Genomic DNA, 14522 nt, shown 5'->3' with positions numbered 1-14522 from the left:
TTTAGCGTCGAATATTGACCAATCAATCAACACGGCCCAACTGTAGGAGCGAGCCTGCTCGCGATAGCGATCTTTCAGCCAACATCTCTGTTGAATGTAGTACCGCCATCGCGAGCAGGCTCGCTCCTACAATGGGTTTTGTGTTGACTCAGGGAGTGCGCGGTTTACGGCCAGACACAAAATGGCTCACATCATTGAACCCCGGTGTCGACGCATGTCCCTGTGTCACCAGCGAATCGATGAACGCCTCGTCCTCGGCCGTGATCTTCACCGCCTGCGCCTTAGTGTAGGCGTCCCATTGCGCTTCGGTACGCGGCCCGACAATGGCCGAGGTAACGGCGCTGTTGTTCAACACCCAGGCAATCGCGAACTCGACGATGCCCACACCGCGCTCCTGGGTGTATCGCTGGATTTGCTGGGCGATGCGCAGGGACTCGACGCGCCATTCGGTTTCCAGGATGCGTTTGTCCTGGCGCCCGGCACGGCTGTCGGCGTCCGGTTTCACATCCGGCACGTATTTGCCGCTGAGCACCCCGCGCGCCAGCGGGCTGTAGGGCACCACGCCCAGACCGTAGTTTTGCGCCGCCGTGATCTGCTCGCTTTCAGCCTGGCGGTTGACGATGTTGTACAGCGGCTGGCTGATCACCGGCCGGTCAACGCCAAGCTTGTCGGCCACACGGATGACTTCGGCGATGCGCCAGCCGCGGTAGTTGGACAGACCCCAATAGCGGATTTTGCCCTGGCGGATCAAGTCGCCGATGGCCGATACCGTGACCTCCAGCGGCGTATTGTGGTCTTCGCGGTGCAGGTAATAGATGTCGAGGTAGTCGGTGCCCAGGCGCGTCAGGCTGGCATCTATACCGTTGAACAGATGCTTGCGGTTCAGGCCGCTGCGGTTGGGGACACCGTCCACGGGACCGAAGCCGACCTTGGTCGCCAGCACCCATTCATGGCGGCGGCTGGCGATGGCCTCGCCGACGATTTCCTCGGAACGGCCGTTGGTGTAGACGTCGGCGGTGTCGATGAAATTGATGCCCTGGTCCCAGGCCTTGTCGATGATCCGCAGGGAATCTTCGGTGCTGGTCTGTTCGCCGAACATCATGGTGCCCAAGGTCAGGGTGGACACCTGCAGGCCCGAATGACCCAGCGTGCGGTAGATCATGAGCAAATCCTTTTACCAGTGGGAAAGGCTCAATCAGATACCAGAATCGCTCTGCGGGGCAAACCGAATTATCCGGCCAACGCTGAAAACCCTGTGGGAGCGAGCCTGCTCGCGAAAGCGGTGTGTCAGTCAGCATTGATGTCGCTGACACTCTGCCTTCGCGAGCAGGCTCGCTCCCACAAGGGCGGTGGTGGTGATCAGGCGCGCAAGGTACGGGTCATGCGCAACGCCAGCAGACTGCCGCAGACAATCACGCCCGCCAGCAGATACAGCGCCGCATCGGTCGAACCGGTGCTGTCCTTGACCCAACCCACCAGGTACGGGCTGAGGAAGCCGGCCATCTGTCCCATCGAGTTGATCAGCGCCAGGCCGCCAGCCGCGGCGCCGGCACTGAGCAGGGCGGTCGGCACCGGCCAGAACATCGGCAGGCCGGTGAGGGCGCCCATGGTGGCGATGGTCAGGCCGAGAATCGCGATGGCCGGGTTGGCGGCGAAGTTCACCGCAATCAGCAGCCCCAGCGCCCCCATCAACATCGGCACCGCCAAATGCCAGCGACGTTCCTGGCGCAGGTCCGCCGAACGGCCGACCATCAGCATGAACACCGCGGCCAGCAGGTACGGAATCGCACTGAGCCAGCCGATCACCAGGTTATCGCTGAAGCCCAGGTTCTTGATGATCGATGGCAGCCAGAAGTTGATCGCATAGACGCCACTCTGGATGCAGAAGTAGATCAGGCCGAAGGCCCAGATCGCCGGGTTCTTGAACACCGCCAGCAGCGAATCGGTCGTGGTTTTCGGCTTGTTCGCCAGATCTTCGGCGTGGTCGGCTTCCAGCACCGAGCGCTCGAACGGGGTCAGCCACTTGGCGTTGGCGTAGCTGTCGCTGAGCAGGAAATAAGCCAGCGCACCGAGGATGACGGTGGGAATGCCTTGCAGCAGGAACATCCACTGCCAGCCGGCGAGACCGCCTTGACCTGCGGCGAAGTGGTTGAGAATCCAGCCGGAGAACGGACTGCCGAGCAGGCCGGAGACCGGGATCGCCGACATGAACAAGGCCATGATGCGGCCACGGCGGAAGGTCGGGAACCACTGCGAGAGGTACAACACAACACCCGGGAAGAACCCGGCTTCGGCCGCGCCGGTGAACAGGCGCAAGGTATAGAACTCGGTCGGCGTGGTGACGAACAGCAGACAGGTCGACAGCGTGCCCCAGGTGATCATCATCAGCGCGATCCAGCGCCGTGGGCCGAATCTGGTCAGGGCCAGGTTGCTTGGCACGCCGCACAGTACGTAGCCGATAAAGAAAATGCCGGCGCCGAGGCCGTACACGGTTTCGCTGAACTTCAGCGCGTCGAGCATCTGCAGTTTGGCAAACCCAACGTTCACCCGGTCGAGGTAGTTGAACAGGTAGCAGATGAAAATGAAGGGGATCAAGCGCAGGGTGATGCGCTTGTAGACGGCGTTTTTGTCGTCAGCGATGGCGTCGGACGCTACGGCGCTCTGTGTCATGGCGGCTCTCTCTTTATTATGATTTTTTGCGATGCAAAGGGTAACGTTGATCGCCCAGAGAGTCTCGACCACCCTCAGGGTGCCTGTCTTTGTGCCTGAGCACAGGGTTTGCAACCAAGGCCTGTGCGGGTGAACAACCCGTTCCATCACCGTCTTCAAGGATCACTTGCATGTTCGAACTCGATCACGACCTGGCCCAGGACATCGTCGACCGGGCGATGGCTATCCTGCCGTACAACGTCAACGTCATGGACAGCCAGGGCTTGATCCTGGGCAGCGGCGAGCCGGAGCGGGTCAACACCCGGCATGAAGGCGCGCAACTGGTCCTGGCCAATGGCCGGGTGGTGGAGATCGATGCGCAGACGGCGATTCATCTCAAGGGCGTGCAGCCGGGCATCAACCTGCCGCTGATGCTCGACCAGCGCCTGATCGGCGTACTGGGCATCACCGGCGAACCCGAGCAACTGCGCACTTACGCCGAACTGGTGCGCATGACCGCCGAAATGCTGGTGGGCCAGCGCAACCAGCAGGCCGAACAGCAATGGCGGCGCCAGCGCTGCGATGATCTGCTGGCGTTGTTGCTCAGCGAAGCCGGGGATTCTCCGCGACTGGTCGATGAAGCGGCGCAGCTGGGCCTCAAGCCCCAGATGACCCGGGTGCCATACCTGTTCGAACTGGGCCTGGAGCACGCGCCAGGGCAAACCGTCGAGGCACTCAGCGCCTGGTTGACGTCCCGTCACCCCGACAGTTGGTGCGTGAGTTCAGCCAAGACCTCGTTGCTCTGGTGCCGGCCGGCGAGCCAGACGGTCGAGAACGAGCGCTTGCTGGACAAACTCGACGGCCTGGGCTGGAACATCCTGCGCATTGCCGTGGGTGGGCAGGCCGATGGACTTTCGGGCTTGCGTCGCTGCTATCGCCGGGTCGGTGACTTGCTGGCCTACGGGCGCGAGGTGTTGCCGCGCTCCCGATTGCTGACGCTGAACCGCTATCGGCTGCCGGTGATGCTCTGGCGCCACCGCAACGACGACGCCCTCGACGAATTGCTCAATCCGCTGCGCAAGGTCATTGCCAAGGACAACAATGGTCAGTTGCTGGCAACCCTGCGCAGCTGGTGCGAATACGACGGCCAGAGCCAGGCCTGCGCCGATGCGTTGGGCATCCATCGCAACAGCCTGCGCTATCGCATGGAGCGGATTGCCGAGCTGAGCGGGGTTGATCCGTTGCGGCTGGACGGCATGCTGGCGTTGTATCTGGGGGTGCAACTGCTGCCCGAGTCAGACTCAATTTCGTGAGCGACAAAATCCCCCTGTGGGAGCGAGCCTGCTCGCGATGGCGGCGCATCAGTCAGCATGAATGTCGCTGACACACCGCCATCGCGAGCAGGCTCGCTCCCACAGGTAAAGCGTCTGTCCATAGTCTTTGTGGAAATGAACAATAATCCTCAACACCGCTTGTGCAGCGGCCCGGCGTTATTGTTCATGGCGGCTGGCAGCATGTGGGCATTGGAACTGGAGAATTCCCATGAAAATCGTGATCGCCCCCGATTCGTTCAAGGACAGCCTCAGCGCCCAAGGCGTGGCCGATGCCATTGCATTGGGATTGGCGCAAGTCTGGCCTGATGCCCAACTGATCAAATGCCCGATGGCCGACGGCGGGGAAGGGACTGTCGAGTCGATCCTGGCCGCGTGCGAAGGCCAGCAGCGCCGCACCGTGGTTCGCGGGCCACTGGGGGCCACGGTGGAAGCCGCGTGGGGCTGGTTGCCGCAGAGCCACACCGCGATCATCGAAATGGCCGAGGCCAGCGGTTTACAGTTGGTCCCGGTGGCGCAACGGGATGCGTGCATCAGCAGCACCTTCGGTACCGGGCAATTGATCCGCGCCGCACTGGATGCCGGTGCGCAACGGGTGATCCTGGCGATTGGCGGCAGTGCGACCAATGACGGCGGTGCCGGTGCCATGCAGGCCTTGGGCGTGAAATTGCTCGACGCCCAGGGGCAGACGCTGTCACCGGGCGGCCTCGCGCTTGCGCAATTGGCCCGCGTCGACCTGAGCGAGATTGATCCGCGCCTGGCCCAGGCGCGCTTCGACATCGCCGCCGACGTCAACAACCCGCTGTGCGGCCCCCACGGCGCCTCGGCGATCTTCGGCCCGCAAAAAGGCGCCTCGCCCGTGCAGGTCGAACAACTGGACCGTGCCCTGGGGCACTTTGCCGACCATTGCGCGACTGCCTTGAACAATGACGTACGTGACGAGCCGGGCAGTGGCGCGGCGGGCGGCCTGGGGTTTGCCGCCAAGGCGTTCCTCGGTGCGCAATTCAAGGCCGGGGTCGAGGTGGTTGCCGAACTCGTGGGCCTGGCCGACGCCGTTTCAGGGGCCGATCTGGTGATCACCGGTGAAGGGCGTTTCGATGCGCAAACCCTGCGCGGCAAGACGCCGTTTGGTGTGGCGCGGGTCGCCCGGGAACACGGCGTGCCGGTCATCGTCATCGCCGGCACCCTGGGCGACGGTTATCAGGCGCTTTATGAGCATGGTGTCGACGCTGCGTTTGCCCTGGCAAGCGGGCCGATGACCCTGGACCAGGCCTGTGCCGAGGCGCCGCGCTTGCTGCGTGAGCGGGCGACCGATATCGCTCGTGTCTGGCGGATGGCCGTTCGCGGCGGCTGAGGGTTTTTCACAAAAGCCCCGATGGCAGTTTTGGCGGTGGATTTGAACGCCATGGTGGCGCACTTCGTGATTTGAGATAGGGTTGTGGCTGGGAGCACCCGCGCGACAGGAGACCGACATGCGCTATTCAGCCTTGACCCAACGAATCGCCGGTGACGGAGCGGCGGCCTGGCAGATTCACGATCGAGCGCTGCAATTGCGCGAACAGGGCGTCGACGTCCTGCTGCTGTCAATTGGCGATCCCGATTTCGATACGCCGCAACCCATCGTCCAGGCCGCCATCGCCAGCCTGTTGGCCGGTGATACGCACTATCCTGAAGTGCGCGGCAGTCGAGGGCTGCGCGACAGCATCGCCCGCCGGCACCGGCAACGCAGTGGCCAGGTGGTGGATGACGAGCATGTGATCGTCTTTCCGGGTGCGCAGTGCGCGGTGTATTCGGTGGCGCAATGCCTGCTCGATCCGGGCGATGAAGTGATAGTCGCCGAGCCGATGTATGTGACGTATGAGGGCGTGATCGGCGCTTGCGCGGCCACAGTGGTCCCGGTGCCAGTGTGCCCGCAGAACGGGTTTCGCGTTGACCCGGCGGATGTCGCGGCACGGATCACGGCAAAAACACGCGCCATCCTGCTCAACAGTCCGAACAATCCATCCGGCGCCAGTCTGTCGTTGCCGATCTGGCAGGAGCTGGCGGCGCTGTGCATTCGCCACGATTTGTGGCTGATCAGCGATGAGGTCTACAGCGATCTGCTGTACGAGGGTGAGCACATCAGCCCGGCGAGCCTGCCGGGTATGGCCGAACGGACGGCGACGATCAACAGCCTGTCCAAGTCCCATGCCATGAGCGGTTGGCGGGTGGGTTGGGTGATCGGGCCCAAACCCATGGCCGGGCACCTGGTCAATTTGTCGCTGAGCATGTTGTTCGGCATTCCGGATTTCGTGCAGAACGCTGCGCAGTTGGCGCTGGACCGGGACTTGCCGGAAGTGGCCTCGATGCGCGAAGAGTATCGCCAGCGCCGAGACCTGGTGTGTACAAGTCTGAGCCAGTGTCCGGGCCTCAGGCCGATTCGCCCGGATGGCGGGATGTTCGTGATGGTCGATGTAGGCCAGACCGGGTTGTCGGCCCAGCGTTTTGCCGAACGACTGCTGGAAGACTATGGCGTGTCGGTACTGGCCGGTGAAGCCTTCGGGCCGAGTGCGGCGGGGCATATCCGCATCGGGTTGGTGGTGGATCAGATGAAGCTGGCTGATGCATGCCGGCGGATTGCCTTGTGTGCGACGGGTTTGCTGGAGGTGCGGCGGGCCTGAGGTCGTTGTGTTGCATGTGCGGGCCCCATCGTCGGAACGCCGCCCGGAGCAAGCTCGCTCCTACAGGAGTACGCACTCCAATGTGGGAGCGAGCCTGCTCGCGAAAGCTATCTGTAAAACATCTAATCCCTCAAGCCTTCCACGTTTGTGCATTGACTAAATTGGCTGGCCGTTCACCCGCCAGCGCCGCCAACAGGTTGTCCACCGCGCATCTGGCCATGGCCTCCCGTGTTTCATGGGTGGCCGAGCCGATGTGCGGTGTCGCCACCACGTTGTTCAACTGCAACAACGGCGAGTCCTGATTCAACGGCTCGCGTTCGAATACATCCAGCCCCGCCGCGCGAATCTGGCCCGCACGCAAGGCTTCGATCAGCGCTGCTTCGTCCACTACCTTGCCCCGTGAAATATTGATGAAAATGGTCTCGGGGCGCATCAGGGCGAACTGTTCTGCGCCGATCAGCCCTTCGGTTTCAGCGGTCAGCGGCAACGTCAGGCAAACGAAATCGGCCTGTTGCAACAGCTCCGGCAGGCTTCGATAGCGTGCATTGAACCGCTGTTCCACCGCCGGTTTCGGTGACTGGCTGTGATAAATCACCGGCATGCCAAACCCGAAATGCCCGCGCTGCGCGAGGGCTTCACCAATGCGGCCCATGCCAATGATGCCCAGGGTTTTACCGTGCACGTCGCTGCCGAAATGCGTGGGGCCGATGTTGCGGGTCCAATTGCCTTCGCGAATCAGGTTTGCCAATTCCACTACGCGCCGGGCCGTTGCCAGGATCAGCGCGAAACCGGTGTCGGCGGTGGTTTCTGTCAATACATCCGGCGTGTTGCTGAGCAGGATGCGCCTCTCGGTCAGGTAGTCGATGTCGTAGTTATCGACACCCACCGAGACGCTGGCAATGGCTTGAAGGTTGGGGGCCAGATCGAGCAGTTCGGCATCCAGCTTCAGGCTGGCACCCAGCAAACCATGGGCGCGGGGCAGGGCATCGCGCAGTTTGGCCAGGCCCTGGGCATCAAGGTTTTCGATCAGCGTCACTTCGGTCTGCTCGTGCAGGCGAGCCATCAGCAGCGGCGAGAGTTTCTTGTACAGGACGACCTGCTTTTTCATCTTCGGGATCTCAACTTCAATTCAGGAATGTGCCGTGGCGGTGCGCGTTACTGTGGCCATGGGCCGCTCCCGATCGCTGGCGCCGGGCTTGAGGCAGATGGTCAGCAGCACCGAGAACATCAGCGCGCCGCTCATCAACAGGTACGAGGCGCCGGGCGAGCCGGTGGAGCTGTTCAGGTAACCGACCAGATAGGAGCCGCCAAAGGAACCGAGGGCGCCCATGCTGTTGATCAGCGCCATGGCGCCGCCCGCGACGTTGGCCGGGAGGATCTCCGGAATGATTGCGAAGAACGGTCCGTAAGGTGCGTACATGCAGGCGCCGGCAATCACCAGCAGGGTGTAGGACCACCAGAAGTGTTCGGCACCCAAGGCGTAGGAACCATAGAAGGCAATCGAGGCAATCAGTAGTGGCGGCCAGACGAAACGTTTACGTTTTTGCAACTTGTCCGAACCCCAGGACACCAGCAGCATGCCGATCACCGCTGCCAGGTATGGCAGCGCCGACAGCCAGCCGGCCTGGACCATGTCCATTTGCGCGCCGGCCTTGAGGATCGAAGGCAGCCACAACACGAAGCCGTACACGCCAATGCTCCAGCAGAAAAACTGCAGTGCCAGGATGATCACTTTGGGTGAGCGGAACGCTTCTGCGTAGTTCTTCACGGCCTTGATGCCGACCTGTTCGGCGGCTAGGGCGCTTTCCAGGTCCTGTTTTTCCTGGTCGTTGAGCCACTTGGCCTGGGACGGACGATCATCGGCCAGACGCCACCAGATGAATGCCCACAACACCGCTGGCAAGCCTTCGACGATGAACATCCAGCGCCAGCTGTAATGCTGCACCAGATAGCCCGAGACCACCGACATCCACAGCATGGTCACCGGGTTGCCGAGGATCAGGAAGGTGTTGGCCCGAGAACGTTCGGCACGGGTGAACCAGTGGCACAGGTAGATCAGCATCGCCGGCATCACTGCGGCTTCGACCACGCCGAGCATGAAGCGGATGACGATCAGCCAGTAGGCATTGGAGACAATCCCGGTCAACGTCGCCAGGCTGCCCCAGAGGATCAGACTGACGAAAATCAGCTTCTTCACACTGTGTTTCTGCGCGTAGATCGCGCCGGGTACCTGGAAGAAAAAGTAACCGAGGAAGAACAGCGCGCCGAGCATCGACGACAGGCCTGGCGTGATCATCAGGTCCGCGGCCATGCCGGACGCGGCGGCGAACCCATAGTTGGCGCGATCCAGATACGCCAGACTATAGGTGATGAACACGATGGGCATGATGTACCACCAGCGGCGGGTGGCGAGCGTTGCGGTTTTCATGGTGGTGCTCCTGAGCTTGTTGTTTTTGTCGCAGCAGGTAACGGTTTAAATCTTTGGTGCCTTTACTGGCCTCATCGCGAGCAGGCTCGCTCCTACATTGGATCTACGTTCGACACATATCCCCTGTGGGAGCGGGCTTGCTCGCGATGGCGGCCCCAAATTCGCTGACCATTTCGGCGCGGGTCGGCAACCCCTCCATATCCCCCCGGCTCTGCACCGCACGGCTGCCAATCCAGTTGGCGCGTTTCACGGCCTCGACAACGCTTTGGTTTTCCAACAGCGCGCTGATCATGCCGACGGCAAAACCATCGCCGGCACCCACCGTATCGACCACTGTTTGTACCGGTACGCCGGCCACGAAACCTTGATCAAGCTGTGTGCGGTAAAAAGCCCCGTGTGGGCCAAGCTTGATCGCCACGGCTTCGGCGCCCTGGTCAAGGTAGAACGCTGCGATGTCGGCCGGGTCTTCGAACCCGCTCAGCAAGCGACCTTCGCTCAACCCCGGCAGAACCCAATGGGCGAGGGCGGCGAGTCGGTTGATCTCGGTGATCATTTGTCGTTCGCTGGCCCACAGGCTCGGGCGCAGGTTCGGGTCGAAGGACACACTGCGCCCGGCCTCGCGCATGCGGGTCATCAACTCGAACGACATTTGCCGCGCCGACTCCGACAGCACCGGGGGAATGCCGGTGGCGTGCAGGTGTCGGGCCTTGAGCAATTCGGGCACGATCGAGTGCGGTGAAAGGTGACTGGCCGCTGAACCACGGCGGAAGTACTCGACTACCGGATCGCTGCCATCGTCGGTGCGGGACTTGAATTGAAAACCGGTCGGGTGGGCGGTGTCGATGTCGACGTGGCGGCAATCCAGGCCTTGTTTTTCCAGGGTGTCGACCACGAACCGGCCCAACGAATCGGCACCGACACGGCTCAGCCATGCCACGTTGAAACCCAGTCGGGAAAGGCCAATGGCGACGTTGCTGTCAGCCCCGGCAATGCGTTTGTGGAATGCGCCGACGTTGGCCAGGTCACCCGCCTGTTCGGCGACGAACATCGCCATGGTCTCGCCGAAGGACAGAATATCGATCTCAGACATGAGCACTCTCCAGCTGCGACTGACCGAGGTGGGCGAGGGCGGTAACGTGCTCGGTGGTCAGTTGCACCAGGTCATCGCCTTGCAGCGGATATTCCGCGGCCCGCATAACGCCTTGGGCCATGTGTCGCAGCAGGTGTTCCCACTGTTGCAAATCGCTGGCAGCGGGTGGGATGGCCACCAGTTTGCCGTCGGCGCGACGGGTCACCGCTTTGCAGTGCACGTAACCGACGTGACGCCCGAGCAAGCGCGCGGCGCTGGCGGCGGACTGGTCCTGCCAATGCCAGTTGCCGATATCGAAGGTCATCTTGATCGGCAGCGTGTGCTGCTCGACGTCCGCGAAAAAGCGCTGGAAGGGTTCAATGCGGCCGCCGTGCAGGGTCTGGTCGTTTTCCACCAGCAACTGCACGGCGCTTTCGCCCAGCACTCGGGCGAGGGTTTGCAGATCGCTGTTGTCGGTGAAATAGCCCAACGACACTTTTAGCCATTTGGCGCCGAACGCCTGGGCGCGTTGCAGGGCCGTGATCAGTTCGGGATTGGGCCTGGATTGCCCGGCCAGCCATAGCTCCATGGGCGACGAATACACGCTCTGCAGGCCTTCTGCTTGAGTGGCATCGGCCAGTTGAGCGGGGTCCTCGATGGTCAGCAATTCTTCGCGCCACTCAATGCGCGTGGCGCCGGCGGCGGCGAGAATCTCGATGAAGCTGCCCTGGCCGCGTTGACGCACTAGGTCGGCGCCGTAGCTGGAGAGGCTGATGGAAACGGCTGGTTTGTTCATTGTTTTTCTACCTCTGAAACCGGTTTCATTTTTGTTCAAAAAAATATCTGTAGATGTTGTGGTGGTTTTGAAGGCCCTATCGCGAGCAGGCTCGCTCCTACAATGGCTCTGTGTTCGCAATTCAACTGTAGGAGCGAGCCTGCTCGCGATGGGGCCAGAACTGTCACTGGGAAATCCCTCGGGTCGAACCCCGCACCACCAGCCGCGCCGAAAAATCCAGCGTCCGCACCGCCCCGTCATCCCCGCGCAACCGCTTGAGCAGACACTCAAACGCACTGGCACCCATCTCGGTGGTCGGCTGCGCGAGGGCGGTAATGCCGCTGCCCACCAACGGGTACCAATCCAGGTCATCGAGGGCGATCAAGCCCACGTCATCGAACAGGTTGCACTTGAGTTCACGCAACGCATGGGTGCTGGCTAGCGCCGCAATCCCGTTCGCGCAAAACAGCGCCTTTGGGCCGGGGCCTGGAGTGTCGAGGAAGGATTTCAATTGTGCGATCAGTTCGCTGCCGGTTTCGATGTGCGTGCCGCGAAGCGCCGGGCGTTGCTCGATTTGCGCCTTGAAGCTGCTGACCCGCTCGATCCGCGAACTGGTGCCATCAAACGGCTCAGTCACCAGCAATACATCGCAATAACCGCGCTCTTCAAGGTGGTCAAGGGCTATGTCGATGGCCTGCGGGTTGTTCAGCCCGACCATATCGCTTTCAAGGTGCTCCACCTTGCGATCCACCAGTACCAGGGGCATTTCCCGGTGCAGTTCGTGCAATTCGTCACGATGATGACCGAGGGTGTTCACGATCAGGCCTTCGATGTTGTACGAGCGCAGCAGGGCCAGGTGCTGTCGCTCTTGCTCGTCGTCGCGGTCGGTGTTGCACACCACCAGGCTATAGCCGTGCTGACGGCAGGCGGTTTCCACCCCGTGCATCACGGCAATTGAGTAAGGGTTGCGGATATCGGCCACCAGCATGCCGATCAGGCGGGTGCGCCCGCGTTTCAGGCCGCGGGCCATCTGGTTCGGGCGATAGCCGAGTTCGGCAATTGCCTGTTCGATGCGCTGGGCAATGGCATCGGAGAGCAGGGCGCGATCATCGCCAATGAACCGCGAAACGCTGGCCTTGGAGACCTTGGCGTGTTCGGCCACGTCGAGCATGGTCACGCGGCTGCGCTGGGCGGCGGAGAAATCATTCACAGTCTGAAACCTTCTTATTGGATTTATAAGGTCGAGTGCTTCGTGAGATAGCGCTGAAACCGGTTTCAGGAGACACCAAAAGCCATTTCGTCGTCAAGCCCCGGATGGTTGATTGTCGAACAATGAGCGACAAGTGGCCGTCAGGCCAGCACGCTCAACCATGCCGAACCCAGCAGCAACAGGCTCATGCAGCGATTGAAGCGTTGCATGGCACGGGGTGAGCGCAACCAGCGGCTTGAACCGGCGCCGAGCAGCGCCCAGGCCGCGAGACATGGCAGGGAAACCAGAAAAAACACCAGGGACAAATACACCACCTGCACTGCGCGATGCTCGCCACTCCCGGCGAATACGCTGACTACCGCCAGCGCCATCATCCAGGTTTTCGGATTGACCAGTTGCAGGCTAGCGGCGCCCATCCATCCGAGGCGCGCTTCGCTGTTGCGGGCGGCAATGGCCGTCGCCGGGGCGCTGAAAATCTGCCAGGCCAGATAACTCAGCCACGCCACGCCGGCCCATTGCATGACGCTTTGCACGGCGGGCCACGCGGTCAATGATGAACCGATGCCCGTGCCCACCAGCAACACAAGGGTCGCAGCGCTGGCACAGGCGCCGACGATGATCGGCACAGCCGCGACCCACCCGTATCGAGCACTGTTGCTCAGCACTAGAATATTGGTCGGGCCGGGGGTGATCGAAGCCACGAAGGTAAACAGAAGGAAAGGCAGTAACGTCGGTAACGAGGGCAGCATCGCGGGCTAACTCCGGTGAAGATCAGTGAAGTCGATCTTCACAATCCCCGGGCCTACCTGTCTGGAAGATTTGAGCAGCGTTTGCGGTACAGCGCCGGTGTCAGGCCGTAGGCGCGCATGAACCAGCGCCCCAGATGGCTCTGGTCGGCAAAGCCCAGCGCCATCGCCACCGCTGCCGGTTGTTCGCCACGGGCCAGCAGGCGGCGGGCGGTGGCCAGGCGCAATTGCACCAGATACGCGTGGGGCGCCATGCCATAGGCAGCCTTGAACGCGCGGGTCAGGCGGAATCGGTCGACGCCGGTGACGGCGGCCAGTTGATCGAGGCCGATGTCGTATTGTGCGTTGGCATGCAGGTATTCCCGGGCTTTCTGCGCCACCCGCGGCAGACGCGGGTCTTGGCCATCGCTTGCGCGCCAGTGCAAGTGGCTGGTCAGGCGCTCGAGCAAACCGTCGAGGGCGGTCTGGCGGACGATCTTCAGTTCACCGCGATGCAGGGTTTCAAACGCCAGGCTGGTGGCCTGGGCCAGGCGCACATCGCTGGCCAGGGTGGCGGCGAAGCTCAGCTGGCTGTTGTCGGGGGCATGATCGAACACGGCGCCGAGTTCGCGCTGCAACCACTGCGGGTCGAGGTACAGCATGCGGTAGGTGAAACCGTCGGCGGTCGGCGCTTCGCCGTCATGGATGTCACCGGGCTCGAGCAGAAACACCTTGCCCGGCGTGCTCTGGTGCCTGGCCCGTCGGCAATTGAATTGCTGGACCCCTTGCTCGGTGACGCCCACCAGATAACTGTCGTGCCAGTGCGGGTCGTAGGCGTGGCCCTCGAAATGCGCGCGCAGGGTCTCGATGCCGGTGTCGGCATCCTGGGCCAGGTCGATCCAGTTGTGAGCGCGCATGGGGCACCTGCGAAACGGTTTGCCGGGCTATTTAACGCCTCGAAAGAGGGCCATGCCTAGAACGTTTGTGCAGTCATCAGCCGAACAGTCCTGCGGCAATATTGATCGAGAACCCGAGAATGGCTGTGTTGAACAGAAAACCGATCAACGACTGCGCCAGCACGATCTTGCGCATGCCCCGGGTGGCGACGCCGACATCCGAGGTTTGCACCGCCACGCCGATGGTGAACGAGAAGTACAGGAAGTCCCAGTAGTCGGGGGTCGTCAGCCCTTCGGCAAAGCGCAGCGCCGGTTCCTTGCCGCCCCAGATGTAATACAACCTGGCGTAATGCAGGCTGAAGATGACCCCGATCAGCAGCCATGAACCGATGACGGTCAGGGCGGTGAAGCCGTAATGCAAAAGCTTGCGGGTGGTTTCCAGGTCTTTGCTGCCGGCCAGTTCGAAGGTGATGGTCGCCAGGCTGGCCAGTGCCGCAATACACACCAGCGCCAGCACCAGCCCGGCGTTTTCGTCTTCGATTTCGGCGATGCGTTTCACGTCGGTCGCTTTCGAACGCACAGTCAGCCAGAGCATCAGCAGCAGGTAGATCCAGACGCCGGCATTCCAGCCGATGAGGATCTTGCTGATGGGCGAATCGGCCGGAACCAGAATGCCCACCGCGATGCCCAGCAGGATGGCGGCGGACAGGCGAGGGTGGGTGCGGGGCAGGAAGGACATGGAGGCTCGATGGTTCGGGGCTTTGCAATCACCTTAGCCC

Annotated in this window: 12 protein-coding genes and 1 pseudogene; 3 read left to right on the top strand and 10 right to left on the bottom strand. The window is 62.1% G+C overall.

Annotated features, from left to right (window positions below; all coding sequences use genetic code 11):
• Positions 1–148 precede the first annotated feature (148 nt).
• Positions 149–1162 (bottom strand): aldo/keto reductase, encoded by a 1014-nt coding sequence (locus WHX55_RS15890; protein WP_353740768.1) that lies wholly within the window; start codon positions 1160–1162, stop codon positions 149–151.
• Between the two features lie 197 nt (positions 1163–1359).
• Positions 1360–2670, bottom strand: coding sequence for an MFS transporter (locus WHX55_RS15885; RefSeq protein WP_353740767.1), 1311 nt, complete (start codon positions 2668–2670; stop codon positions 1360–1362).
• Between the two features lie 170 nt (positions 2671–2840).
• On the opposite strand from WHX55_RS15885, the gene WHX55_RS15880 reads away from it, so the two are divergent.
• The 3 genes from WHX55_RS15880 to WHX55_RS15870 all read left to right on the top strand — a co-directional run bounded on the left by WHX55_RS15880 (position 2841) and on the right by WHX55_RS15870 (position 6640).
• Positions 2841–3962 carry a sugar diacid recognition domain-containing protein gene (locus WHX55_RS15880; protein ID WP_150757032.1) on the top strand — a complete coding sequence of 374 codons (1122 nt, stop codon included), beginning with the start codon at positions 2841–2843 and terminating at the stop codon, positions 3960–3962.
• A gap of 229 nt (positions 3963–4191) precedes the next feature.
• Complete coding sequence (locus WHX55_RS15875; protein WP_353740766.1) at positions 4192–5334, top strand: glycerate kinase; 1143 nt, start codon at positions 4192–4194, stop codon at positions 5332–5334.
• A 118-nt stretch (positions 5335–5452) separates the two neighbouring features.
• Complete coding sequence (locus tag WHX55_RS15870; protein WP_150753542.1) at positions 5453–6640, top strand: aminotransferase class I/II-fold pyridoxal phosphate-dependent enzyme; 1188 nt, start codon at positions 5453–5455, stop codon at positions 6638–6640.
• 130 nt (positions 6641–6770) lie between these two features.
• Here WHX55_RS15870 and WHX55_RS15865 read toward each other — a convergent pair whose 3' ends face one another.
• From WHX55_RS15865 to WHX55_RS15830, 8 genes and pseudogenes are all read right to left on the bottom strand, one after another.
• Positions 6771–7748, bottom strand: a complete 978-nt coding sequence (locus WHX55_RS15865; protein WP_353740765.1) for a D-glycerate dehydrogenase — start codon at positions 7746–7748, stop codon at positions 6771–6773.
• A 21-nt stretch (positions 7749–7769) separates the two neighbouring features.
• A complete protein-coding gene (locus WHX55_RS15860) occupies positions 7770–9068 on the bottom strand; it encodes an MFS transporter (RefSeq protein ID WP_150723708.1) in 1299 nt (432 codons plus the stop codon).
• 45 nt (positions 9069–9113) lie between these two features.
• A pseudogene (locus WHX55_RS15855) lies at positions 9114–10158 on the bottom strand (sugar kinase).
• A complete protein-coding gene (locus WHX55_RS15850) occupies positions 10151–10933 on the bottom strand; it encodes a TIM barrel protein (protein WP_151213599.1) in 783 nt (260 codons plus the stop codon). Before WHX55_RS15850 ends, WHX55_RS15855 begins: the two are co-directional and overlap by 8 nt.
• Positions 10934–11096: 163 nt before the next feature.
• On the bottom strand, positions 11097–12122 hold the full coding sequence (locus WHX55_RS15845; protein ID WP_151213598.1) for a LacI family DNA-binding transcriptional regulator: 1026 nt from the start codon (positions 12120–12122) through the stop codon (positions 11097–11099).
• Between the two features lie 140 nt (positions 12123–12262).
• Positions 12263–12871, bottom strand: a complete 609-nt coding sequence (locus WHX55_RS15840; RefSeq protein ID WP_353740764.1) for a LysE family translocator — start codon at positions 12869–12871, stop codon at positions 12263–12265.
• 53 nt (positions 12872–12924) lie between these two features.
• Positions 12925–13764, bottom strand: coding sequence for an AraC family transcriptional regulator (locus tag WHX55_RS15835; protein ID WP_353740763.1), 840 nt, complete (start codon positions 13762–13764; stop codon positions 12925–12927).
• Between the two features lie 76 nt (positions 13765–13840).
• Positions 13841–14482, bottom strand: a complete 642-nt coding sequence (locus WHX55_RS15830) for a DUF1345 domain-containing protein (RefSeq protein ID WP_353740762.1) — start codon at positions 14480–14482, stop codon at positions 13841–13843.
• Positions 14483–14522: the final 40 nt, after the last annotated feature.

The sequence above is a fragment of the Pseudomonas fluorescens genome (genome assembly GCF_040448305.1).
Lineage (GTDB): Bacteria > Pseudomonadota > Gammaproteobacteria > Pseudomonadales > Pseudomonadaceae > Aquipseudomonas > Aquipseudomonas fluorescens_BH.
The sequence above is the reverse complement of the archived record's forward strand: the minus strand, read 5'-3'. Positions and strand labels throughout refer to the sequence as shown.